The sequence below is a fragment of the Mycobacterium gordonae genome, from assembly GCF_002101675.1.
Taxonomy (GTDB): Bacteria; Actinomycetota; Actinomycetes; order Mycobacteriales; family Mycobacteriaceae; genus Mycobacterium; species Mycobacterium gordonae.
On sequence record NZ_LQOY01000216.1, the window covers coordinates 44,389 to 65,578 of the forward strand.

At 61.6% G+C, this 21,190-nt stretch carries 19 protein-coding genes, 2 tRNA genes and 1 pseudogene; 9 read left to right on the forward strand and 13 right to left on the reverse strand.

What is annotated here, in order from left to right:
- Positions 1 to 176 precede the first annotated feature (176 nt).
- Entirely contained in the window at positions 177 to 1,307 is a 1,131-nt protein-coding gene (locus tag AWC08_RS27685; protein WP_069433439.1) for a tyrosine-type recombinase/integrase, read from the forward strand.
- A gap of 41 nt (positions 1,308 to 1,348) precedes the next feature.
- On the opposite strand, the gene AWC08_RS36155 is transcribed toward AWC08_RS27685, so the two are convergent.
- Positions 1,349 to 1,410, reverse strand: a tRNA-Phe gene (locus tag AWC08_RS36155).
- A 250-nt stretch (positions 1,411 to 1,660) separates the two neighbouring features.
- Between AWC08_RS36155 and AWC08_RS27690 the strand changes: the two genes are divergently transcribed.
- Together AWC08_RS27690 and AWC08_RS27695 are read left to right on the forward strand one after the other, a co-directional pair.
- Positions 1,661 to 2,677, forward strand: a complete 1,017-nt coding sequence (locus AWC08_RS27690) for a hypothetical protein (RefSeq protein WP_036429123.1) — start codon at positions 1,661 to 1,663, stop codon at positions 2,675 to 2,677.
- Positions 2,674 to 3,513 (forward strand): nucleotidyl transferase AbiEii/AbiGii toxin family protein, encoded by an 840-nt coding sequence (locus AWC08_RS27695; RefSeq protein WP_069433435.1) that lies wholly within the window; start codon positions 2,674 to 2,676, stop codon positions 3,511 to 3,513. Before AWC08_RS27690 ends, AWC08_RS27695 begins: the two co-directional genes overlap by 4 nt.
- 199 nt (positions 3,514 to 3,712) lie before the next feature.
- Here AWC08_RS27695 and AWC08_RS27700 read toward each other — a convergent pair whose 3' ends face one another.
- The 5 genes from AWC08_RS27700 to AWC08_RS27720 all read right to left on the reverse strand — a co-directional run bounded on the left by AWC08_RS27700 (position 3,713) and on the right by AWC08_RS27720 (position 9,888).
- A complete protein-coding gene (locus AWC08_RS27700; RefSeq protein WP_008253501.1) occupies positions 3,713 to 4,648 on the reverse strand; it encodes a hypothetical protein in 936 nt (311 codons plus the stop codon).
- Positions 4,649 to 5,087: 439 nt separating this feature from the next.
- The gene (locus AWC08_RS27705; protein ID WP_008253499.1) at positions 5,088 to 5,363 is read right to left on the reverse strand and encodes a hypothetical protein; all 276 of its coding nucleotides are present in this window, start codon (positions 5,361 to 5,363) and stop codon (positions 5,088 to 5,090) included.
- A gap of 33 nt (positions 5,364 to 5,396) precedes the next feature.
- On the reverse strand, positions 5,397 to 6,356 hold the full coding sequence (locus AWC08_RS27710; protein ID WP_008253498.1) for a hypothetical protein: 960 nt from the start codon (positions 6,354 to 6,356) through the stop codon (positions 5,397 to 5,399).
- Between the two features lie 263 nt (positions 6,357 to 6,619).
- Positions 6,620 to 8,854 (reverse strand): hypothetical protein, encoded by a 2,235-nt coding sequence (locus AWC08_RS27715; protein WP_008253497.1) that lies wholly within the window; start codon positions 8,852 to 8,854, stop codon positions 6,620 to 6,622.
- A gap of 65 nt (positions 8,855 to 8,919) precedes the next feature.
- Positions 8,920 to 9,888 carry a hypothetical protein gene (locus tag AWC08_RS27720; RefSeq protein ID WP_036428439.1) on the reverse strand — a complete coding sequence of 323 codons (969 nt, stop codon included), beginning with the start codon at positions 9,886 to 9,888 and terminating at the stop codon, positions 8,920 to 8,922.
- Between the two features lie 1,022 nt (positions 9,889 to 10,910).
- On the opposite strand from AWC08_RS27720, the gene AWC08_RS27725 reads away from it, so the two are divergent.
- The gene (locus tag AWC08_RS27725; protein WP_136244620.1) at positions 10,911 to 12,077 is read left to right on the forward strand and encodes a hypothetical protein; all 1,167 of its coding nucleotides are present in this window, start codon (positions 10,911 to 10,913) and stop codon (positions 12,075 to 12,077) included.
- Positions 12,078 to 12,502: 425 nt separating this feature from the next.
- Here the strand turns inward: AWC08_RS27725 and AWC08_RS27730 are convergent, their stop codons facing one another.
- Positions 12,503 to 13,531: a helix-turn-helix domain-containing protein gene (locus tag AWC08_RS27730; RefSeq protein ID WP_008253494.1), complete on the reverse strand. Its 1,029-nt coding sequence runs from the start codon at positions 13,529 to 13,531 to the stop codon at positions 12,503 to 12,505.
- A 159-nt stretch (positions 13,532 to 13,690) separates the two neighbouring features.
- On the opposite strand from AWC08_RS27730, the gene AWC08_RS27735 reads away from it, so the two are divergent.
- The 3 genes from AWC08_RS27735 to AWC08_RS39910 are packed head-to-tail and all read left to right on the forward strand — an operon-like array spanning position 13,691 to position 16,237.
- Positions 13,691 to 14,668 (forward strand): CBASS cGAMP-activated phospholipase, encoded by a 978-nt coding sequence (locus AWC08_RS27735; protein WP_151458148.1) that lies wholly within the window; start codon positions 13,691 to 13,693, stop codon positions 14,666 to 14,668.
- Positions 14,669 to 14,670: 2 nt separating this feature from the next.
- Positions 14,671 to 15,834 carry a nucleotidyltransferase domain-containing protein gene (locus AWC08_RS27740; RefSeq protein WP_008253492.1) on the forward strand — a complete coding sequence of 388 codons (1,164 nt, stop codon included), beginning with the start codon at positions 14,671 to 14,673 and terminating at the stop codon, positions 15,832 to 15,834.
- Entirely contained in the window at positions 15,806 to 16,237 is a 432-nt protein-coding gene (locus AWC08_RS39910; RefSeq protein WP_008253491.1) for a type II CBASS E2 protein, read from the forward strand. Before AWC08_RS27740 ends, AWC08_RS39910 begins: the two co-directional genes overlap by 29 nt.
- A gap of 81 nt (positions 16,238 to 16,318) precedes the next feature.
- Here AWC08_RS39910 and AWC08_RS27750 read toward each other — a convergent pair whose 3' ends face one another.
- From AWC08_RS27750 to AWC08_RS27765, 5 genes are all read right to left on the reverse strand, one after another.
- A complete protein-coding gene (locus AWC08_RS27750) occupies positions 16,319 to 16,771 on the reverse strand; it encodes a hypothetical protein (protein ID WP_036428428.1) in 453 nt (150 codons plus the stop codon).
- A 661-nt stretch (positions 16,772 to 17,432) separates the two neighbouring features.
- Positions 17,433 to 17,491, reverse strand: a tRNA-OTHER gene (locus AWC08_RS36160).
- A gap of 317 nt (positions 17,492 to 17,808) precedes the next feature.
- Positions 17,809 to 18,480 (reverse strand): RES family NAD+ phosphorylase, encoded by a 672-nt coding sequence (locus tag AWC08_RS27755; protein ID WP_007168496.1) that lies wholly within the window; start codon positions 18,478 to 18,480, stop codon positions 17,809 to 17,811.
- Positions 18,477 to 18,872 carry a hypothetical protein gene (locus AWC08_RS27760; RefSeq protein ID WP_007168495.1) on the reverse strand — a complete coding sequence of 132 codons (396 nt, stop codon included), beginning with the start codon at positions 18,870 to 18,872 and terminating at the stop codon, positions 18,477 to 18,479. The genes AWC08_RS27755 and AWC08_RS27760 overlap by 4 nt, the downstream gene beginning before the upstream one ends.
- A gap of 444 nt (positions 18,873 to 19,316) precedes the next feature.
- The gene (locus tag AWC08_RS27765; RefSeq protein WP_231588680.1) at positions 19,317 to 19,559 is read right to left on the reverse strand and encodes a hypothetical protein; all 243 of its coding nucleotides are present in this window, start codon (positions 19,557 to 19,559) and stop codon (positions 19,317 to 19,319) included.
- A gap of 114 nt (positions 19,560 to 19,673) precedes the next feature.
- On the opposite strand from AWC08_RS27765, the gene AWC08_RS27770 reads away from it, so the two are divergent.
- The gene (locus AWC08_RS27770) at positions 19,674 to 19,925 is read left to right on the forward strand and encodes a FitA-like ribbon-helix-helix domain-containing protein (RefSeq protein ID WP_007168493.1); all 252 of its coding nucleotides are present in this window, start codon (positions 19,674 to 19,676) and stop codon (positions 19,923 to 19,925) included.
- A complete protein-coding gene (locus tag AWC08_RS27775) occupies positions 19,922 to 20,338 on the forward strand; it encodes a type II toxin-antitoxin system VapC family toxin (protein WP_007168492.1) in 417 nt (138 codons plus the stop codon). The genes AWC08_RS27770 and AWC08_RS27775 overlap by 4 nt, the downstream gene beginning before the upstream one ends.
- A 73-nt stretch (positions 20,339 to 20,411) precedes the next feature.
- Here the strand turns inward: AWC08_RS27775 and AWC08_RS37700 are convergent.
- A pseudogene (locus AWC08_RS37700) lies at positions 20,412 to 21,190 on the reverse strand (hypothetical protein); the annotation flags it as partial.

The following is a 21,190-nucleotide window of genomic DNA, read 5'->3' on the forward strand; positions in this document are numbered from 1 at the left end:
GCTGGGCCAGTACCCGTCGACGGGGAGCTCCGTACCGCGCGGTCGCGACGGTGACGGATCTCCGCGGAGCCAGTCGAACCGTTGCTGGCGCTGTCCCTGAATCCCGAAGACCTCGTCGCACAGGTCGAGGACGTAGTGCTCGTCGGAGTCCGCGCGGCGGCAACACCCCTCGCGGCATTCGAAAGCGCCTCAACGCAGCCGGCCAACCCCGCTACCAAGTCCGATACCTGATCCGAGATCCGGACGCTCCATCGGGCTGGGTTGAAACGTCGGCCACCTTTCCGACCCTGCGCGAGGCGAAGGCGTTCAAATCCGAACGTGACAACGAAGCCGCGCTCGGTGCACGTCGATTCGACCCACGCCTCGGACGCACACCGCTGAACCGGATCTGGACGCAGTTCTCCGATTCCAAAAAGCCCGCGGTGTCACCGAAGACCTGGAGCGGATACGTCCAACACTGGGAACTGCGCATCGCGCCCCGGTTTGGTCACATCCCCGTCGACGAAATCACCCGCGCCGACGTTCAGGCGTTCGTTGACGGCCTGACGGTTGGCCCGTGGGCAAAGGTTTCCACGCTGCGGCTCATGCGCTCAATTCTCGATGTCGCCCACCAAGACGGGCGCATCCACCGCAACCCCGCCCTTGGTGTCTCAGCGGGCCGCATTCCCGAGCGGGATCGCCATCGCTACCTGTCCGCACAAGAAATCCAGACCCTGGCTACCGCATGCGGAGACCAGGGCGACGTCGTGACCATCCTCGCCTACACCGGCTTGCGTTGGTCCGAACTCGTCGGCCTCCGCGTCAAGGACATCGACCTGGCTGCCCGTCGGCTCTACGTCCGACGTGCCGCACCCGAGGTCGAGGGCCGCATTGTCATCGGGCCACCCAAGACCCGCGCCGGCATCCGAACAGTTCCACTCCGACAAGTGGTGGCGGACATCTTCGCCCGACGCATCGAAAACCGAATGCAGGACGATCCCGCTGTAACTTCCCCCAACGGAAAACTACTGCGCTCCAACAACTGGCGCCGTCATACGCACTGGAACAAAGCCCTGAAGAAGACTGACCTGGCCCCGCTCACTATCCATGATCTACGTCACACGTACGCCAGCCTGGCCCGTAAATCTGGGGCTGACCTTCGCTACGTCCAGAAGACCATGGGTCATTCCACGCCCACCGTCACCGCGAATATTTACAGCGATCTCTACGCCGACGAACTGGACCAGGTGGCAACAAATCTGGATCAGCTTCACGAGGCCGAGACGCAAACACCCAAGACCGGACAAGAACCGGACAAAGAAAACTGACAACCGAGTGCAAAGAACCGTGTCTATGCAGGTCAAACCGGTGGCCAGGGGCGGGATCGAACCGCCGACCTTCCGCTTTTCAGGCGGTGGTGCGGCCTACACCGATGTGTTTCAGCCGGTCAGACCGGATGTGCGACCGGTATTCGGACGTGTCAGATCAGTCGGTCTGGCTCGCTGGCCCCATCTTGGCCCCATGGAACCAGCTTCCCGACTAAGCCCGGACGCCCGTCGCTCATGGTTGGCGAACGTGTTTACGCCTTTAGATGGGTCTGACCCTAGCGTGTACCTCAACGGCCTAACGTACATCACTATATCAGTGAGGTACTGGCTTTTATTGAGGTATGGTGGTAGTCATGGCGCACCAGGACAGGGCGGTCAGCGCGCTGGAAGGCGTGCTTCATACCGCGCTGCGCGCGCGTAGCGCTGAAGGTCCGAACCGGGATCTGATCGTGACGCTGGACAATAAGGATCTTCGGGTCCGCTGGCTAACGGTCGGCTGGCCGCAGCAGGTCGAAGCGGCCCTGCACGATAAGCCCAGGCCGGACGTGATCGCCGCGCCGCGGATGTCACCGGGAGCGCGCGCTGTCGCCATGAAAGCCGGCATCGGCTGGGTCGATGAATCCGGTGCAGCTGACATCGTCATCAGGGATTCCTCGGGGACGACGATCATCATCGACACAAAGGGCAAGCCCCCGGTGCCCCTGGACTCGCGCATCGGGTGGAGGCCAGCCACGCTCGCCGTTTGCGAGGCCATCCTCTCGGGACAGGCAAGCCCGACCGCGAACTCGGTTATAGACGCCACCGGGATATCAATGGGCAGCGCGGTGACTGCGCTGAAATTCCTCGAGAAGGACGGGCATCTGGTCAGCTCGGCTGCGCGTGGTCCCAGTGCGGCGCGGCGCGTCGCGGATCGCGACGAGTTTCTCGACGCTTACGCGACGGCGGCCGAGCGGCTGCGCTCCGCGATTTCCATCCGCGTCGGTGTGCTGTGGCGAGATCCCGCCGCCGGGGCGATCCAGACCGGTCAGCTCTTGGAAGCTGCTGATATAGATTGGGCTGCCACAAGCGCACTTTCGGCGAGCATACTTGCGCCGATGCAGACCGAGGTAGCGCCCTTGGAGATCTATGTGGCGGGCAAGACGTGGAGTGATGTTCGCCGAGCCGCGTCGGCCGCTGGCCTCCAAGAGATGGATGGTGGCCGCCTGGTGCTGCGCCCGTTCCCCACACCGGCCGGTGCGAAACTCACCGAGACGATCGCCGACGGCTTTCGCTCGGTGCTGTGGCCTCGCGCGTACGCCGACCTCCGAATCAGTGGGGTGCGCGGCGAAGACGCGGCCGAGCACTTGCGTGAGGAGATGACGACACTATGAATGCCGACGTAGGACAGGTTCGGACCGCCGCGGCCAGGCGAGCAGCTGAACTCGCACTGGTGCGCGTGGTGCATCACTACGGGGGACGCCCAGAATTCGTGCTTCTCGGGGGATTGGTGCCCGCCCTGCTGTGCTCGAACTCGTCGAAGCGTCACGCGGGGACGTCCGATGTCGACGTTCAGGTCAACCTGGAAATTGCCGGTGGCTCAGTTCAAGCGGCGCGCTTGGAAGAGGCGTTGCTCAATGCGGGGTTTGAGCCTGATGACGAACGGGTGTGGCGATGGGAGCTAAACGACCCCGAGGGCGTGCGCGCTACGATCAAGTTCGAGCTGCTGGCTGATCTCGACGATGAGCCGAACAACGCGACTGTCGAGTTCACCGGCTGCAAACAGCTCGGGGCAGCGAACCTGCGCGGAACTGGATACGCCGCAAGAGACGTCGTGATTCAGAAGATCCAGGCAATCGACCACGGGACGCGGCGCGAGGCTGAAATCAAGGTCACCGGATTGGCCGGTTTCCTCCTCGCGAAGGTGGCTGCGGCTCACGGCCGCCGCAAAGAAAAGGACTGGTACGACATCGCATTCGTGTTATTGCACAACAACCACGGGGACGCTACCGCAGCGGCTGAACGCGTCTTGGAGGTTTTTGGTCTGCCGACAGGAGAGGTGCGCACCCAATTGCTAGACCTGCAAGCGAATTTCGCCGATTCGTCCGCCCAGGGCTCTCTCGCGTACGTCAAGCAGTTCATCGAGAACCACCCCGACGAAGACGCTGAGACCGTGGCGACCGACGGTCAGCTCGCGATCGCGGCATTCACTCAGCGCCTGCTGCGCTGACCCGCTGATCAAAGTGTCGTCCCAGGAACGGTACAAGGTCGGGGCAAAGTTGCGAAAGTCGCGAACAGCACCTGACTCACAGTCGCGTAGAGCGCTCACCGCGATTGGCCTCTGCACCGTACGTCGGCGTGTCGGATACGGACCTGCGGATCGTGGCCAACGCGAGCGAAAGCACTACCGAACTACGACTGCCGTCAATTTACCCAGGCTGTGTGCGGGCTCCCGATTGCGCAGGAGGCTTCGGCCACTTGAGGATTCGGATGCTGACTGACTGGTAGTCGGGGTTGTCGGGATCCGCCGTGCTCATGAGGTCGGCGACAGCCATCCCGTTTCCCGCGGTGTGGGGGCCGAATTGGCGGTAGTCGAAGCCCTCGGTATCGAAGTAGGTGAACTCAGGTCCCCCAGTCCCGCCAATGATGTTGCTATCGACTTTCGTCATGATCCTGCCGCCGTTGAGGTGCGCCAAGATCCGCTCACCGAAGGTTGTGCGGGGAATCGTGACGGCCATCGCGTCGGTACCAACCCTGGAGTTTGTCTTGGCGATGCTGCGCTGCACCGCGACCATCAGCTTAACCGCGTAGGTCACACCTTCGGGTTTCGGCTTCCGAAGCGCGCGCGGTACACGTTGGATCAGCATCTGATGCTGCCACTTCTCGGTTAATCCAGCTCCGGTGATCCGGTAACCCACAGCCCTCCCCTGTAGCCTGCTAACTCGCTTGACGGTGAAATTCGTGGGGTCCCCGGGCATGGGGCCGCCAGCCTCAAAGTTGGCGATCTCGGCGACCAACGGGTCGGTGCGGCCGTCGAAACCCGCGACCAGGATGCCGAGCCGCTTATCGGGCCATGCCTTGGGCAGCTTGCCGACCCGTTCCGAAGCGACGCGGGCTAGCGCCGCAACTCCATCTTCGAATAGGCCGTAATCACAAATCGTTTCGGCAATCCATTCCGACGTCGACCTCCTCTGCGCGCGATCAATCCGGGCAAGGCCGGTGAAGCCGATCGAGAAGTTGAAGTTCCAGCAGACGAGCTTCGTGTACTGGTCATCGACCAGCATGCCAGTGGCGGCATTCGTTAACCGACGATCAGCGACCTGGATGATCAGGTCGTCGGTGATCAGGGTCTGGATGAGCGTCACCCCGACACCCGGGCGATCCTGATTTGGCGGATTTCGCGCCGTAGGGCAAGGTCGCAGCCGATGGTGCGGTCATCCCACATGTCGGCAACACTATTCGCCGACACCGACAAGTTCGGTGATCATGCCAGCCCAGCCGTCGCGGCGGCCATTTTTCTATACAGCGTTGGGCCTCGAGCGGGAAGGTACTCATAAACCCGGCGGCATCTCGTCGTCCGGGGCAGGTGATGCCGGTGGGCCTCTCAGCCGTCGATGTCGCTACCCTCGCGGAGCTGCTGCGAAGGAGCCAGTCCGGGAAATGACAGCGGGTCGACCACAGCATCTACAAGCCGCACCGGTTCCCGGTCCCTTATCAGTGACGCCTTACCGTGCCTGCAAAACGCCTTCGTTTTTGGGCGCCGCCGTTCCGTACACTTCCAGCAGACGGGGATTTCAAGCTGCGCTAGTGCTCGACGATCATCGGGCCGCCCTCGACGTAGTCCGCCTGGCGCAGATGCGCGGCGATTTCGCGGAGCGCCTTGGCGTAGCCTCTCTGGAACTCTGCACCTGAGGTTGTCGCGTCCGCGTCGAGCCGGTCGGCCCATCCTGCGATGCTGCGCGCTATGCGCAGATGGTTGATGTACAGCGCGGGCTGCTCGCTGAGGACCCTGTTGATTTTCTTCGGGTCGTAGGTAGCGAGGTTGCTGTCGTCGAAGTTGAAAATGTCAGGTGCGGGCACGGGTTCGAGCGTAGGCGGTCTTTCGAGCCGCTATCAACGTTGCAGAGATGATTTCCGCCAGGGTGGTATGCCTGTCTGGCCGTACAGTGCTCGCTGTAGGCGGCCGAGCGCCGGTGGCGGCGTCTCCGTGTGGTACTCGCGATACACATTGAAGGCCACCATGACGTTGCCCATGAACTTGCTGTCGTCGTCGAGGCCCCTCATTCCCTCATCGAGGTATTCGTGGATTTCTTCGCCGGTCGCTCCTTCGGCGAGGCGCTTGTTGATCTCGCGGTACATCATCAGCGCCCATGAGGCACTAATTCGTGCGCGGTGTCTGTGGAACCAGAGTTCGCGGAATGCTCTGAGTTCAGGCGTGACGTCGACGTCGGTGAAGTAGGTGGAGGAGCCGGCGGGGATCTTCCAGGCCGAACGCCGCTTCGATCGTGTGGCCCATTTGCGGCCTACCGCGTGGGCTGATCCGCGCACGGAGATGGCGCCGGTGCCGTGGTTGTGGGCGGCGAGAGTTGGCCACAGGTAGAGCTCCGCAGTGACATGGCCGCCGGGCTCGAGGCGGATGGGGTTCGACAGGTCGAGCTTCAGATCCTTCGGATCGGTTTCTTTCTGAAGAAACTGCCAGGGCTGGAGTGTTGAGCGCCGTCGCCTTGGGGTCCAGCGATAGCGGCGCCGGACCTCGTAGGAGATGTTCTCGACCGAGACCGCTGTGCGGCCAACGTTGGTGACTCTTATTCGGCCATACTCGATGCCGAACGAAGACATGCGGTCCATCCCGGATCGGGCGATGTCTGTGAAGGCGGGCCGTCCACGTGCCATTGTGCTCCACGTTTGTCGCCCGCCCTCATCGGCGTAGCAGAACACCAGCTGGACCTTGAGCCGCGCTCCGGAGAGCTTGTAGAGTGCGAGATTGGCCAGGAAACCGAGGAGCGCGACTGCTGCGCTGCAAATCGAGACGATGAGCGCGGCGACGGACGTGCCGCTACTGGGATCAAGCACAGAGTCCGAGCCTACGTCGCGGGAGGGTATTCGCCGTACAGCCACGCTCGTCGCGTGCTCGCACCCATTCGTGTTGTTGGTCGGCGCGCACCGCGGCAGCCGCCTTCTCCGCTTCGTCCGCGTCGAGCGCCGCCTGCTGGGGCACCAACATCCCCAACGTCTACTTCCATGCCGCAGCCGCGGCAGTCAGCAGCGCGATTAGACACGAGAACTTGGCCAGGAATGCCGGTCCGCGGCGGTGTGGAATTCGAGTCACCCGAACACTATTCGGCACGGGAGCGGGAGTACGCATCGATCACGAAGGGGCTACGTAGGGCAGGCGCGCCGGTCACTCTGAAAACGGTGACTCCGAAAACGGTGCTGCGTAAGATGCGCAGGGGTGTAGCGTGATTCAAGGCTGCCGTTTTCCCGGAGGGTGAGGCGGGTTGGCTCAAGAAGAAGTCGTTGATGACACCGTTGCGTTGAATCCGGTCGTACCGAGCCAGGCTATCCTCGCGGTAGTCTTCCATGTGCGTCGGTATCGTCGCACCCATTAACAGTGCTTTCAACGCCTCATTGAGGCACCGGTACGCCAGCGTCTGCGCAAAAATCGATACCGATTGGCAACCGGCTTCTGAGACAGGCCCTCCGTGAATCGCACAGTTGCGCAACCGCTTCAGTCGACGCAGCTGGCGGTCGAACGTCTCGCCTTCTGCATCTAGGTGCCTGGACATCGAAGTCGGAGTTTCCAGTATGCTTTCGAGCTCTCCCAGTCCTCTCGCTAGCCTGTGGTCGGCGTCGGCATAGATCTTGTGCAGTTCGACGACATGGCCAGCCGCCGCGACGCGGTCGTATGCCGTGTGCGGTCCCATAGAACTCTCTATCGCGGAACGAATTTGGTTGATGCGCTGCCTCAGGGCAGCATCTGGCTTGATGTCATTCACGCACCACTTGATTGCGAGTATTGAGAAGTTATTTATGAAATGAATTACACGACTGCGACTTTGGGCCTTCTTGAAGTAGTCAGACACGAAGTCGGACCAGTACGTCTTCCCACCGGTTGTCCAGGTGTTCATGTGCTCAATAGCGCGCACCGCGGCCATGACCGTAGCCTGAGGACCTTCGCGTACCGCCAGCGACAACGTCCTGTCCATCGCAATGACATCCTCAAGATCATGGAGAGAGCCCGCATCAAGCGTCCGCTTGTTCGGCGCCATCTGCTCGACGTCGTAGCCGAAGCGATCGTGATCCGGGTAGTACATGTCCGGAATGTCTTCCTTTGGGCCCCAATCAAGGAGGGTAGAAGGACTTCTGCCGACAAAGAGAATCGCTCCGTTCATGGTCTGCCAAGAGCCCTTCTCGGTTCGGTTTGCCACCTTGAGCGCCTCAACGAGCGACCTGGCTCGGGATTCTGCTGCGTGGATCTCAATGTTAGGCAATACGACTCGCGCATACGCCTGGCGCCAGTCTGACTCCCAGGCCTGGTCGCCTTTGCGCAATGGGGCCGCCTCGGCTGGGGGGAGGTTGAGCAGCTCCACCGGCGAGACCTTGAAATTGCCAGCCGTTGACGGATCTCCGATCGCAGAAGTTAGAAATGCAGCGTTGTAGAACGTGACTTGGCCATGGCTAACCTCATTCTGCGGCAACGTCGCAGGTTCGAGTCGTAACCAGACGATGCAGTCGGCGCGTTCAGGCTCGCGAGTGAGAACGTTGCCACAAAGCTGCAATCGTCGCCAAAGCGGTTCCTTGCTTTTGTCTTTGGTGAGTGTCGGAGCATGCTGGACCCCAGCCTCCGTGTCGAGCTCCTCCTGGACCCTGTCGAAGGAGTTCCCAACGAGGCCGCGCAAGTCTGCGAATAGGCCGAACGGCCCAAATACATCTAGGTTTCTGCGCTGGGCAATTGCGGCAAGCGTGTCCCGGCGGAATGCTATCTGGTCCACGGGACGCTTCACATTGTCAGCGGACGTCCAAAGGTCGTGCCATGCAGCGAGAATAGCTCCATGGGAGGCTAATTCGACGCTGAGCTGTTCGAGGCCTAGACGGATAGCTTCGCGCACATTGACGTCGAGAGTAAAGTGAACTTCTACTTTTGTCGTAGGCGGATGGGGGATCAACTTCTCCAGGCGTGAAGTGACCGATTGAGCGATGCCATCAGAGACGTTGTGCGGTAGTAGCTTTCGTAGGAAGGTCGCGATGGGCGATGCTGGCGTTGCGGGAGGAGTCGACGTTATGAGCATTGGAAACAGTAGTTCGATCTGAGCCGTAATCGTCTCGACATGCCTGGTCAACTTTGGTCCCGTCTCTTTGACGCTGGCGCTGAAGTCAGCCATCACCTGTTTCCAGTCGGCATACTGCTGTGATACGAACTGACGGCTATCGGTTATCCAGTCGGTGAGGTCTGCCGATGCGGCCGGCAACGTCATGGTGGCACCCGTGCTTGTGATCGGTTTGTCGTACTGAAGCTGCAGATTGAGTTCGTCGACTAACAGGCGCTCATTCGTCATCTTAAAGTTCGCCATGATTCACACCTCATCGCCCAGGCAACGCGGACGGCCTTAGTTCGAGGTTGTCGCGGTCTGGTGCTTCAACCGTGCCAGCCCTCTTCTTGCCTTCGCCGATACTCGTCCTCGAGATAGCTGTCGATTTCGTATTGCTCGCGCGCGTCGATTTCTTCCTGCGTGGCCTCGAGAGTGATGTCACGAACATCGTCCATACCCTCAAGATCGAGTAAGTCGGCAGGTAGTGCCAAACGGCATACCCCGCAAGCAAATTGGCGGGCCTCGATAGTCACATCGACGAGGTGCCAGGCATCATGACCGATGTCGTCAGTTTCAGTGTACATCGTGCCCCGGTGTGTCACACCGTAGCCGAGCCATCCGTTGTATCCGCACGCTGGACATTCACGTCGCTCAGGATCGTAGTCTGGTGCGCTACTCATGGCCGGATCGTCGATCCCGGGGTCTCGGTCGGCGAGTTCTAGGAGTGCGTCGTCGCTGAAGCCCATCTGTGTTAGACGATCGAAGATGCGCCTGGCGGCGGCTTTAAGCTCTTCTAGCGCAAGCATTCTAGCCTGCTGCACCTCTTTGAGTCTCTCGTCGACCTGAGCGAGCAAGTCTGCGCCCCAGAAGGTGGCTCGGTCGAGAGTGGCGTCATGGGCCGCGATGACTCCGAGAATTTCCTCGTTCAACCGGGTCATGATCGTGAGCGCTTCATTGAACGCCGTGTTATCGACCTGACCGCTATGCAGCGCGAGATTTCTTACGGTGAGCACCTTTTGGTCCGCTTGAGGGTTGAAGTTCACTGAATGTGAGTGCTTCAAGATCAGCAAACAGTCCCCAACCAGTTTCGTCTTCGCTTCGTGCGCCGACATACCCGGCACCTGCACGCCCGAGTACATCAGGAGAGTCCTGGGATCCTTTTCAGCGATCAGCGTCGGTGAGATTAGTGTGAGTGCCGCCTTCGCCAACAGTTCAACGGAGGTGCCTATCGAGGCGGCTCGGTCGAGCTGATCGAGCGGTTCCTCAGCGGCGGCCAGCGCGCGTCGGGCGTGCATAGCCGCCACGGTGAACAAATGCTTCGGGAGATCCTCATGGGCTAGCCCGCGCCCGATGCCGGGCCATATCGTCCGTGTCGGCGACGGTGATGACGCTACTGGTGTTGACTGCGGTGCCGGTGGCGTCGTCACTGTGCACCCCGAGACCAAGAAAGTCGCTCGTCGAGTAGCCCATTTACGCTCGTAGGTTCACCGCCGTGCTCGCGGACCGACCAGCGCAACGCCTTCGACAGCCGGCGTTCCTCATCGATCGCGTCGAGATCATGCATAGCCGCTAAGCCTAACGGTGTCAGCGTGTTGGGTGTCGGAAATATTCGGGCGCACCGCGCGCCACTGAGGAAACCCAAAGTTTGATGCTCTGCATGAGCGGCCCTGACCGTGAGGCCGCGCCGAGCTGCGGCACGGTCGTGAAGAGCAACCACGACGGTTTCGTGCGTGCAGAGCAGGCATCGTCAGCGACTTCTACTGCGACGAGGCTGAACCGCCCGACTACTGCTGGGTCTGGATCGAGTGCAAAGGATGGGCCGGAGTCCCAGGGATTCGTCCGGCATACGCCTTCCCGGTGGTGTAGCACATCTGATCAGCGGGGCGAAATGCGCCGCGGCACACAGCTTGTCGGTACCCGCGCGCAGCCTCGAGCCGGTGATGACCAACATCGCCGAACTCGCGGCCTGCGGGGGTTTCCTGGAAGTCGCGGTGGCCGGCCAGATCAGTCACTGCGGCCAGCAATAGTTCAACGAGTCGGTGGCCTCTGCTCAAAACCGCTACCTGACTAGGAGATTCGCCTGGGACAAGCCACCGCGGGGCATCGATCGCGGAATTGATGGCCGCGACCCTCAGCCACTGGGCGCTGTTGGCGTTCCACCCACCTGGAAGCCCCAGGGAAACCGCTTCCGCCGCTTGCGGTCGGCGGCGGCCGATCACGAACCGGGACCGCCGGGACATCATGCGGGTGCCGTTCTAGAACATCGCGGTGACCACCGCGAAAATAGTTTGCGCCGTCCCTCCTTTACGGAGGATCATTGTCGACGTTCAGCCATGCGCAAGAGGGGATGGGGCTGTTGCCCACTGCCTACGGAGTCCGCGCCGGCGTCGTCTGGCCCAGCGATCTGGCCCTGCCGTCCAGGCCGCCAGCTCTCGTGTACCTGGACACATTCGCCTACATCAACCTGGCGAAAGTCGCGGTGGGGACCGCTCCACCCGGCTACAAGGACCTCTTCGCGGCCTGTCGGCAGGCGCTGGCCGACGGCCGCGCGATGTTCCCGCTGTCGTCGACGCACGTCCTGGAGATCTACAAAATCGCCAGCGTCGCGCAGCGCCGGGACGTCGTAGCGGTGATGGAGGAATTGTCCGAGTTCAACTTCCTCCTCGGACGCCCCCAGATCATGGAGCTCGAGTTCGAAGCCGCGCTCAACGATCTGCCGACCATGACGATCGCCCCGCAGGGCCACATCCCGCTTGTCGGAACGCACATGCTGCATGCATTCGGCAAGAAGGGCGGCATCGTCTTCGACGGAACCACCGCAGAGGAAGCATCGTGGTGGGCCGAAAAGATCTGTCACGACATGGGTATAGACACAGGCGCTGACCCAATGGCGAGCCTGAATCGGTGGGCGATGCGCCAGTTGGTCACCGGACCCGACGACCACGATGACCCCGCCCTGCTCCGGGCCGGATACAGCCTCGACGGCTGGCGCGACATGCTCAAGCAGCGGGCCAAGCGGGAGAACGACCTCGTCAGCAAGCTGGATGCGGATCCAGCGCTTCGGCAGACTAAGTTGCGCGACGTGATCAACGCCAACGAGCTGTACGTCGAGCTCGGACACCTGGTCGACCGGGCCCAGACAGCCACGGGACTGGCGCTGTCCCAGATTCTCGAGATCCAGGATCCCCCGAAGTCTGAATGCCTCGCCAAGATAAGGAATTTCAACGACGGGATGCCCTCAACCCGCGTCGCCGCGTCGGTAAAGGAGCGATACCACAGCGATCGTCGCCACGCATGGACGACGAACGACCTTCAGGACATCGACGCCCTCGCGATCGCGATGCCCTATTGCGATGCGGCCTTCATCGATAAGGCCGCCCGAAACCAGCTGGTGAGCAGCCGCGAGCTCAAGTTCTTCGAGACTTTCCTTCCTCGGCGCCCAGGGGATCTGATGGACTGGCTTGCCGGTCTGCCGACGCCGTAGGCGGCTAGCACTCGCGCCAATGTGAGTAGAAAGCCGCTGTGCCGCTTGGCCTTCTAGCGTTTGATGCCTGACCTATCCCACTCCGCGTCCACCCCGGACCCCTCGATACATCAGGCGCTGGCCGAGTCCAACAATCCTTGGCGTTCACCCGCGCAGTATCTTGAGGCGCTCCGCGCAGCCAATGCCCACGAAGATGCACGGGCCGACCGGTGACAAGAATCAACTGCGATGCTCCGGAGGGCCCGGTAGGCAGTCGATACGTCACTGTGACGCTTATGTACGGTCAATCCTGCTGTGTGGCATCATGTTTCGCGAAATTAGATAGATATCCTATTGTTATTCGATCACGAGCTACCGCTTCCGGCATCGCCCATTCACTGCGGGGCTTGCAAGCAAACTCTCCCACTACCGAGCCGTTTTCATTGCTAGGCAACATTGTTAGCGATCGCAATGCTGTCAACCACGCGGCCGGGAAGGTCGTTGCGGATTCTCCGGCCCTCGGCTGTGGAAAGAAAACTCGTGAGCAAATCGGGACGTTCCGGGGCGCCGAGTGGTACCGGTTCGAGGCGACGCCAGCCCCGAGCTGACACCGTTTTGACGGCAGTCAAGTAGGTGCGCTCATTCATACGGCCAAGAGTGCGCGCTCGCATCAGCAGTGCTGCGAGGGACACCTGCCAGCACTGCTTGAGAGCGAACAGTCGTGGCCAATCGACGGTTGTTGGTAGTTGATCGCGAATCTCATTGGCGGGCATCAGAAAAGCCGCGGCGAACTGATGTGCCTGGGTCTCGACTTGCTTCATGCCCCAGATCTGTTCACCGTGCATGACGAGGTGGCCAAGCTCGTGGGAGCCATCAAAACGGGATCGCGCCCGATCAGCCTTGTCGCTACCCAGCACCACCACCGGATGATCGGGAAAAGGCAGCGAAAATGCATCGACGTCGGCGCTGTCGAGCGGAAGCCGTGTGACGACGATGCCATGCGCTTCCAGAAGTCGCACCACGTCATCAATGGGACCGCGTGGCAGATCCCATGAAATGCGAACGCGGTGCGCGATGGCTTCAATGTCCTCGATCGGAGCATCTAGGGCCGTTACCCGAAGCTTGGGAACGTCGAGCGATGGAAATCTGCCGGCTGCTGCCGCGGCGGTGGCCAGATCATGCGCGACATGGGCGACAGCACGTGCCCGGCGACGATCCGTCACGTTGGTACGGCGTAGCGCCCTGAAAAAGCCTTCGTGTGTTTCGGCGAGAGGGCGAGCGAAGAATCCCACCGGCACGGCCAAGGCGGCACCCAGTGCACCAAGGGTTTCCGGGCTGGGCCGAGTTGCCCCACTCTCGAACTGGCTAATCGCCGCCGGGGACAAGCCGACCTTGGTAGCTAACTGGTTCTGACTGAGTCCGATCAGCTCGCGGCCGACGCGGAGCCGGATCGGTTCGAACGTCGATGCATCCATTAGTCCTGCACTTCACTGCGTGAAGGCTACTGAGCCTCGCATGAGTACATCCTAGCTGCAGGTTCGTCGCGATTCGCGGATTCGCCCTCAGAACTCGATACAGAATAATATGTGCTAAAATTAAGTGCAGGATATACCAAGCGCCCTGGGGAGGCAGCATTGACGACACCGATGCCTGACCCCCCGATGACCCCTGGCCGCTTCCAGATCCTGTCGCTGGATGGTGGAGGCCTGCGCGGCATGTACACGGCCGCGGTGCTGGCGCGCCTTGAAGAGGACCTCGGGATCCGCATCGTTGACCACTTCGATCTGATCGCCGGAACCTCCACGGGTGGCATCATCGCGCTGGGCTTGGGCCTGGGTATGACACCGCGCGACATCCTGGAGTTCTACGTCGCACATGGTCCACGGATCTTCCGGGACCGGACCCGGCTGCGGTCGCTGAGACGGATTTCGCGCACGAAATACTCCGCCGCGCCGCTGCGCGCCGCCCTTGGAGAGGTTCTCGGCGATCGCCTGTTCGGGCACAGCACGAAGCGATTGCTCATCACTTCGTACGACATCGGTGTCGATGACGTCCATCTGTTCCGCACGCCACATTTGACAACGCTGGTCCGCGACTGGCGTGAGAAGGCCGTCGATGTCGCCATGGCCACCACGGCTGCCCCTACGTACTTCCCCGGCAAGGCGCTCGCCGGCGCGCGGCTGATCGACGGCGGTATCTGGGCGAATAACCCATCCATGGTGGCTCTCACTGAGGCCATTGGCCCGCTCGGCTTACCCCTTGAGGCTGTGCGCATCTTCAGCGTGGGCACGACGACCGACCTGCCCCACCGCAGCCGGCGGCTCGACCGAGGCGGACTCATCCCGTGGGCCCTCGACGCCGTCGATGTACTCATGCGTGCCCAAAGCGACTGCGCCACCAAGCAGATCCGCCACTTCCTGGGACAGGATCATGTACTGCGGGTCAACTCCACCGTGCCGACCGGGCTCGTCAAGCTCGATTCGGTCGACGCGGACGGCCTAATTGGCCGAGCCGGACACGAAAGCCGCCTCACATCACCGGAATTCACCCGAACCTTCGCCGACCACGCAGCCCCCCAATACATCCCGTACCACTCCCCCAAGGAGAAATAAACATGGACACCATGGAACAGATGCTGTCGATGCTGCTCAGCGGCGCCGTCGAAACCCTCGACATACCACCGCATCTCCAGGCCCTCGCCATCGCCAGCTATGAAGAGGTCGGGAACTGGCTGGCCGAGCATGGCGAACACCGCTGCCGGGTATACCCGCAAGGCTCATTCCGCCTCGGCACAGTCGTGCGGCCGCACAGCCTCACCGGCGACTTCGACATCGACCTGGTCTTCTTGATGCTCCTCGCGAAGGAAGCCACCACCCAGGCGCGCCTCAAACAAGACGTCGGCGACCTCCTACACAGCTACCTGGACTGGAAAGAACGCAACGGGCACCCTGGCGGGCTGAAGACCTGCGAATCCCGACGGCGCTGCTGGACACTCGATGACCCCGTCAACGGGTTCCACCTCGACGTCCTGCCCGCAATCCCCGATCTCGAGTACCTGCCCACCGGCATCCTGCTGACCGACAAAGAGCTGTTCCACTGGCAGCACAGCGACCCGATCGGCTACGCCAACTGGTTCCGGAGACGGTCACAGGAGCTGCAGAACAAGGTGATCACCGCAGCAGCCCAACGCGGCGTCGACGTGGAGGACGTCCCCATCTGGGAATTCCGCACCACCTTGCAGCGCGTCGTACAGGTCCTCAAGTGGCACTGCATGCTCTACTTTGCCGACGATCCCGACAACCGTCCTCCCTCGATCCTCATCACTACACTGGCCGCCAAGGCCTACCGCGGGGAAACGGACCTATTCACTGCCACACGTAACGCGCTGGCCGGCATGAACCGCTACATCGAGGACCGCAACGGCGTCAACTGGGTCGCCAACCCCGCCCACGAGGAAGAAAACTTCGTCGACAAATGGAAGGAGTACCCGGAACGCCGAAAGGCGTATTACGCCTGGCAACGCGACCTCGCCGACACCCTGGACGACGCACTGAGCCTGCGGGGCAAGGGATTGCAGACCGTCGCCTCCCAGCTCGCGCAGAGCTTCGGCGCTGAGCCCATACGGCAGTCGACCCTGAAATACGGCCAGCGGATGCGCGGCCACACCACAAACCGATCACTCCGCCTCGGCACCACCGGACTGCTGGCACCCAGTGCGACGGGGATCGCCGTCCCTCCCCACAACTTCTATGGCCAGCACCCCGACCCGAGCCATTAACCTGGCGCAACACCTCGTCGCTGTACGATTAGCAATCCCCGACGCCCGCGGACGGATCAAGCGCGGTCAACTCGACTGCATCGTGCCGATCCAGCCCACCCCGGCGAGCCAAACCTACAGTGCACGAATGCAATACACGCACTGGACACCGCCCCACGTCCATATCGTAGAACCGACTCTCGCACTCCATCCCGGCGCGACCCACCTGCCCCACGTCTATTCGGGCAACGAACTCTGCCTCTACTTTCCTGGCGAATGGCAGCACGGCATGCTCCTCGCTACCACTATCGTGCCATGGACAGCCGAATGGCTACTCCACTATGAAATCTGGCTTGCCACAGGCGAATGGACCGGTGGCGGTTACCATCCCACCCGAGCCGACAGAGCAAGCCGATTCGGGTAAACGCCCACCGAGCTATAGCATCGAAAACGTCAAGAGTTCCTCGCGATTCTCTGCGCGCTGGCGGTCTGTCGTGGGCGCCGGTCAGGCGTCCGTCTTCTCCCATTTTGCGAAGACTTCGCCGTTCGTTCGCTTCAAGCGAATCGGAACCTTGACCGGTTTGACGGCGAGGCCGGGATGGGGTTCAGGTGCCCGCCGAGTCAATTGTGTGACAACAGCTTGCCCGGTGCTCACGAAGTAGGTGGGTCGAGCGCCGTGGATATGTGGGCGCATTTCGCCCCAAGGGTCGATTGCGACCCAGAAGGGCATTCGATGCGTGGCTTGAACCCAACTGCTGACCGGATCTCCGTCCAGGTAAAACTCGGGCCGTCCGCGAGTGGTTTGCCTGAGCCCGAGGAGAATTTGGATGTACGTGTAGAAGTCGCGCTCCTGATTGGTGTTGATCGTGCCGACGAGTTCCCAGTGTTCGCCTGGGGATTGGCCGTCATACTCGATTCGCGCGAAAGTGGTCGACACCCACACCTGCGGAGTAGTCATGTCACCATTCTGCCGGGTGAGTGAGCGATTAATCCGGCAAGTCCAGTTAGATATGGATCATGGAATACCGCTGTTATCCATGAAAAACAGCTCCACAACGGATGACCAACGCCTATTCCAGGTTTGAGCCGTTGTCCGTCACGTAATTCCCTGGCACTGGCCGGATCTCGGCTCAGCCTGAATCTCGGCACGATTCAACCGAGCACAATTCTGCCCAGTCTGGATCTGCGCCATAGCGTGGCTTGAACGAGTTCTCGCGGCGGCGCCGCGCGGCGGAGGCGACGAGGAGCAGCAGCAGCCCGCAGAGGCACGCCGTCGCGGCAAACGGGCGCGGTGTATCGGTGCCGGACGCTCACGTTGGCATCCACCACACCAATGGGGTCCCCACACATCGCTTTCAGGCAGGGCCAGCGCCGACCTCAAACCGTTGCTGCAGGGCGATGGGCCATGCGGGAATCACGGTGACCGCCGACACCTGCGCCGACGGGCAATTCGACAGCATTGCCGTGCGTCTGACTCGCTGGTTGACCTTCCGCCAGACGGCAACCAGGTCGTGCGGCCCCAACCTGGCCCCATTTGGCCCCATAGAAGGACCGCATGGCCGCCCCGCCGGCGCCACGTTCATACTCTTATACGCTTCTCACCTGCGTAAACAATCCGGTGGCCAGGGGCGGGATCGAACCGCCGACCTTCCGCTTTTCAGGCGGAGTTCTGGCCTACACCAATGTGTTTCAGCCGGTCAGACCAGAAGCGCAACCGGCATTCGGACGTGTTGGATCAGTCGGTCTGGCTCGTTGGCCCCATGTTGGCCCCATGAGATAACCCAATCTGCGTGGCAAGCCGATCGGGTTACTTGGTCGGTAGAAGCGGACTTGGGCGAAGTCTTAGTGCGATGGTTTTCGCTTACCGAACAGAGCGCGGCGGTCCCGGCGGATCTCATAGAGACGCCAACTGAACTATCGACCGCAACTGAAAGGCTGGATGCAGTCCAATTTGCTTGCGTGTGGTCCGATGGGCACCACCGCGCGCATCCCAATCTAGAGCAGTTTCACCGGCGCTGGCTCAAGCACTAGGCCCCACGGCGTGGTGACGTTGAGGAGCGGTTCGGGCGGCGGGTCGGTGAGCGCGATGGGGTCTCCGGCCAAGCTCGCGGTGCCGCGCCCCTCGAAGAGTGCGACGCAAGCGTTGCCGTCCAGGCGGGACGGGAACCGGACGGCGCCGGCGCCTCGGTCAAAAAGGTCCGCGGCGATCGTCTGCGTGATGGCGCGGCGACTGGTGGTGATCTCGCGCAGATCGAGGTGCTGCAGGTCGTGCTCGAGCAGCAGTTCGACGTGGCGATCCTCGATCTCCTGGCGTGTGGGCACGTCGGTGAGATCGATCAAGGGGCCATCGAGCTTCAGGACTGTGGGAACGAGGGCGTGCTGTATGCGCCACTGCGCAGTGACCGGCTTCTCAGTGAAGTCTTGGGCAGCCTCAGGTCCGTAGCGCTCAACATGGCGGCGCAGCGCGCCGAGGTTCGGCCGGAAGTCGGCTAGCACCTCGCGAAGACACGTTTCCGCCAAGTCAGCACAATAGAGCGTGCGGAACCGGCGGTAGACGTCGTCGAAACGGTGACTGAACTGGTACAGCTCCAGCGGAGTGAAGCCGAGCGGGTCAGCGTAATAGCCGACCCGCCACAGGGTTCGCCCCTGCTCGGGCGCCGCGATCACGACTGGAAGCTGGCGACCTGCCGTGCAGCCCGGACAACCATCGCGAACTCCGCGGTGTCGACCGCCGCACCGAGCACCTCGATCGGCGCGCGATCGTCCAAGCGCGTGTTGGTGCCAAACAGCCACGCCCGCGCCGTCTTGTCGTCGTAAGCATCGACGAGCATCCTGACGACCTTGTAGCCCTCACGTAACCGGCGCTCGGTCGCGCCGTGAGGTTCCGGGCCGCCCTTGCGCGCGTAGCGGCCGATTTGCTTGGCGTCAGCCAAGCCCGCCATCGCCGCCGCGACGCGCTGGCCGACGGCCTCTTGCAGATACGCGGCGATCTCGCGGATCGAAAGCGTCGCTGCCTCATCATCAAGCCGCTGCGCCGCAGAGACGGTCAAGACTGGCATATCGCACCTCCACGTTGATCTACCTGAGACGCTACCACATAAACACCTGAGAACACACCCTGAAGCTACACCTGATAGCCACCAGGCCTGGCCTACGGTTCGCGGTTGGAGCCGTTGAATCAGCATGTTCGCGCAAAAATGCCGCCAACGACGCCGCTCACTGGCCACGATTCGACCTCTAAGGTATGAGCTAACCGGTCACCGTCTCCTCCAGTGCGCACGGTCTCATAGCTGCACGTCAGCGAGGTTCAGCCGTTCCCGCTGTGACGCTCCGTCCCTCTTGTTCGCATCGGTTCCACCGTGTTCTGTGGCCAAATCCGTGGCCATTCCAACAGCCATAAGTGGGCCCATGCGCAACCCGCGGCGCGAGCCGTCGCGGGTGACACGATTACAGATAAGCCGCGAACGTCACCACGAGAAGATCGGCGAGCGCGTCCGAGCCACCTAGGCGTAGAGACTCATCCACCGTGCGATGGTCGGCTCCATGCGCTCGGGCACGAGCGAATCCGCGTCCCGTTGATCCCGCCGTACGTTCCTGTCGGGGTCGCTGAGCAACCAGATGGTTCGCGCCGATGTCTCCATCGCCGAACGGCATAGTTGCATTATGGACGACGCGTAGAGGTTCCTCGTCGTCGTCCGTTGATCTACGAGCAACGCGGCCGCGTACAGGTTCTCCGTGGCGCTCATCATCGGAATCAAACACTCCTCGGTGACCGCTGTCCGTTATAACCGGATCTGGGGCATTCTCAATGAAGGCGAGGTCAACGCACTATCTGAACGATATCGTGATAGCATCGCTCTGTGGCGCAGATTCTCATCCGTCAACTTGAGGACGACACCAAGGCCAAATTGCAGCGACTAGCCCGTCAACACGGTCGCAGCACCGAGGAGGAGGTGCGCGAGATCTTACGGAACGCAGTCCGGCACGTCGATAATCCGCCTGGGCGGCTCGGGTCTCGTATCGCGTCACGCTTCAAAGGCGTGGGCCTGACCGAGGACATACCCGAACTGCGGGGACAGCCCGTCCAGCCGGCACAGTTCAACGAATCATGATCGTGCTGGACACCAATGTGCTCTCCGCGTTGATGCGGGACACACCCGATCCGGCCGTCGTGGAATGGCTCGATAATCAGCCCACCGAATCAATCTGGACGACATCGGTAACAGTATTCGAGATACGCACTGGAATTGAACTTTTGACGCCAAGCCGCCGACGCAAGCGGCTCGACGAGATCTTTTCTCAACTCCTCGACGAAGACCTTGATGGTCGTGTGCAATCCTTCGACCTGACGGCTGCGTTTGCCGCTGGGACCATCGCCGCCACCCAACAACGAGGTGGGCGTGCGGTGGAAATTCGTGATGTGCAGATCGCCGGCATCGCCGCGTCCCGGCACGCAACTGTGGCTACCCGCAATACTCGCCACTTCGACGGAACGGGCGTCGACCTGGTCAACCCCTGGGACTGACGTCGTGCCCCAGATTCATTGAGAATGCCCCAGATCCAGTGATAACGGACAACCGCCGCATCCCCCGCCGGCACTAAGGGATACGCCTCCTTAAAAGCGGCGTCGTCGCCGACAAACGGGCTCCCCGGCTCAGGATGGTGCGGGTGCAGTCCCCACTGCCGCAATTCCGCGCACGCTTGGCACGGTTGCCGATGCGGTCCAGCACGCCGTTCGTCGCCAAATTGACCAGTGCTTCTATCATCTGCTGATCCGGCTGCATAACGAGTCTCCTATTACAACACCAAACACGCCCTGGCTGCGCGGTACGTTCACAATGCACCTGTCCAACGACAAGTCCGGGGTGTTCAAGGGCGCGCCGGCCATTGAGTAACAATTGCGACGTTGCATTTCGTAAGGCGGACGCCCGCGTTGGAGTCTGGGACCTAAGGGGACAATCGGCTTCCCACGCAGCGACTTCCACGTCAGGCAGCGGATTATCGAAGGTGTCGGAAACTGAGAGATTCTGTAGCTGGCCGAATTGACGCGGTGTGTTTGTTGAAGCTTGCATATCGGGCGGCGGTGGCTCGTCCCAAGCCTTCGCCATCAACGTCGGATCGTCGAGGTCTCGGCAAGCGTCGGCTGCTCGGCGGAGCTGTTCCGCTGTCATCCGTTCTGCAGGCTTGTGCCGCGGTGCCTTATCGGACATTGGTGACCCTGAAGATCTCTGATCGTAAGCGGATGGGCGTAGGTTGAACTCTATCTTGGTGGTCAATTCGTCACGGTGCCAGTTCTCCCCAGTTGCGTCCAGCAGAGTGGTGTACGAGCCGGTGATGACCGGCGTGTCGTAGCCGGATGAATGAAGGTCATCGCGTG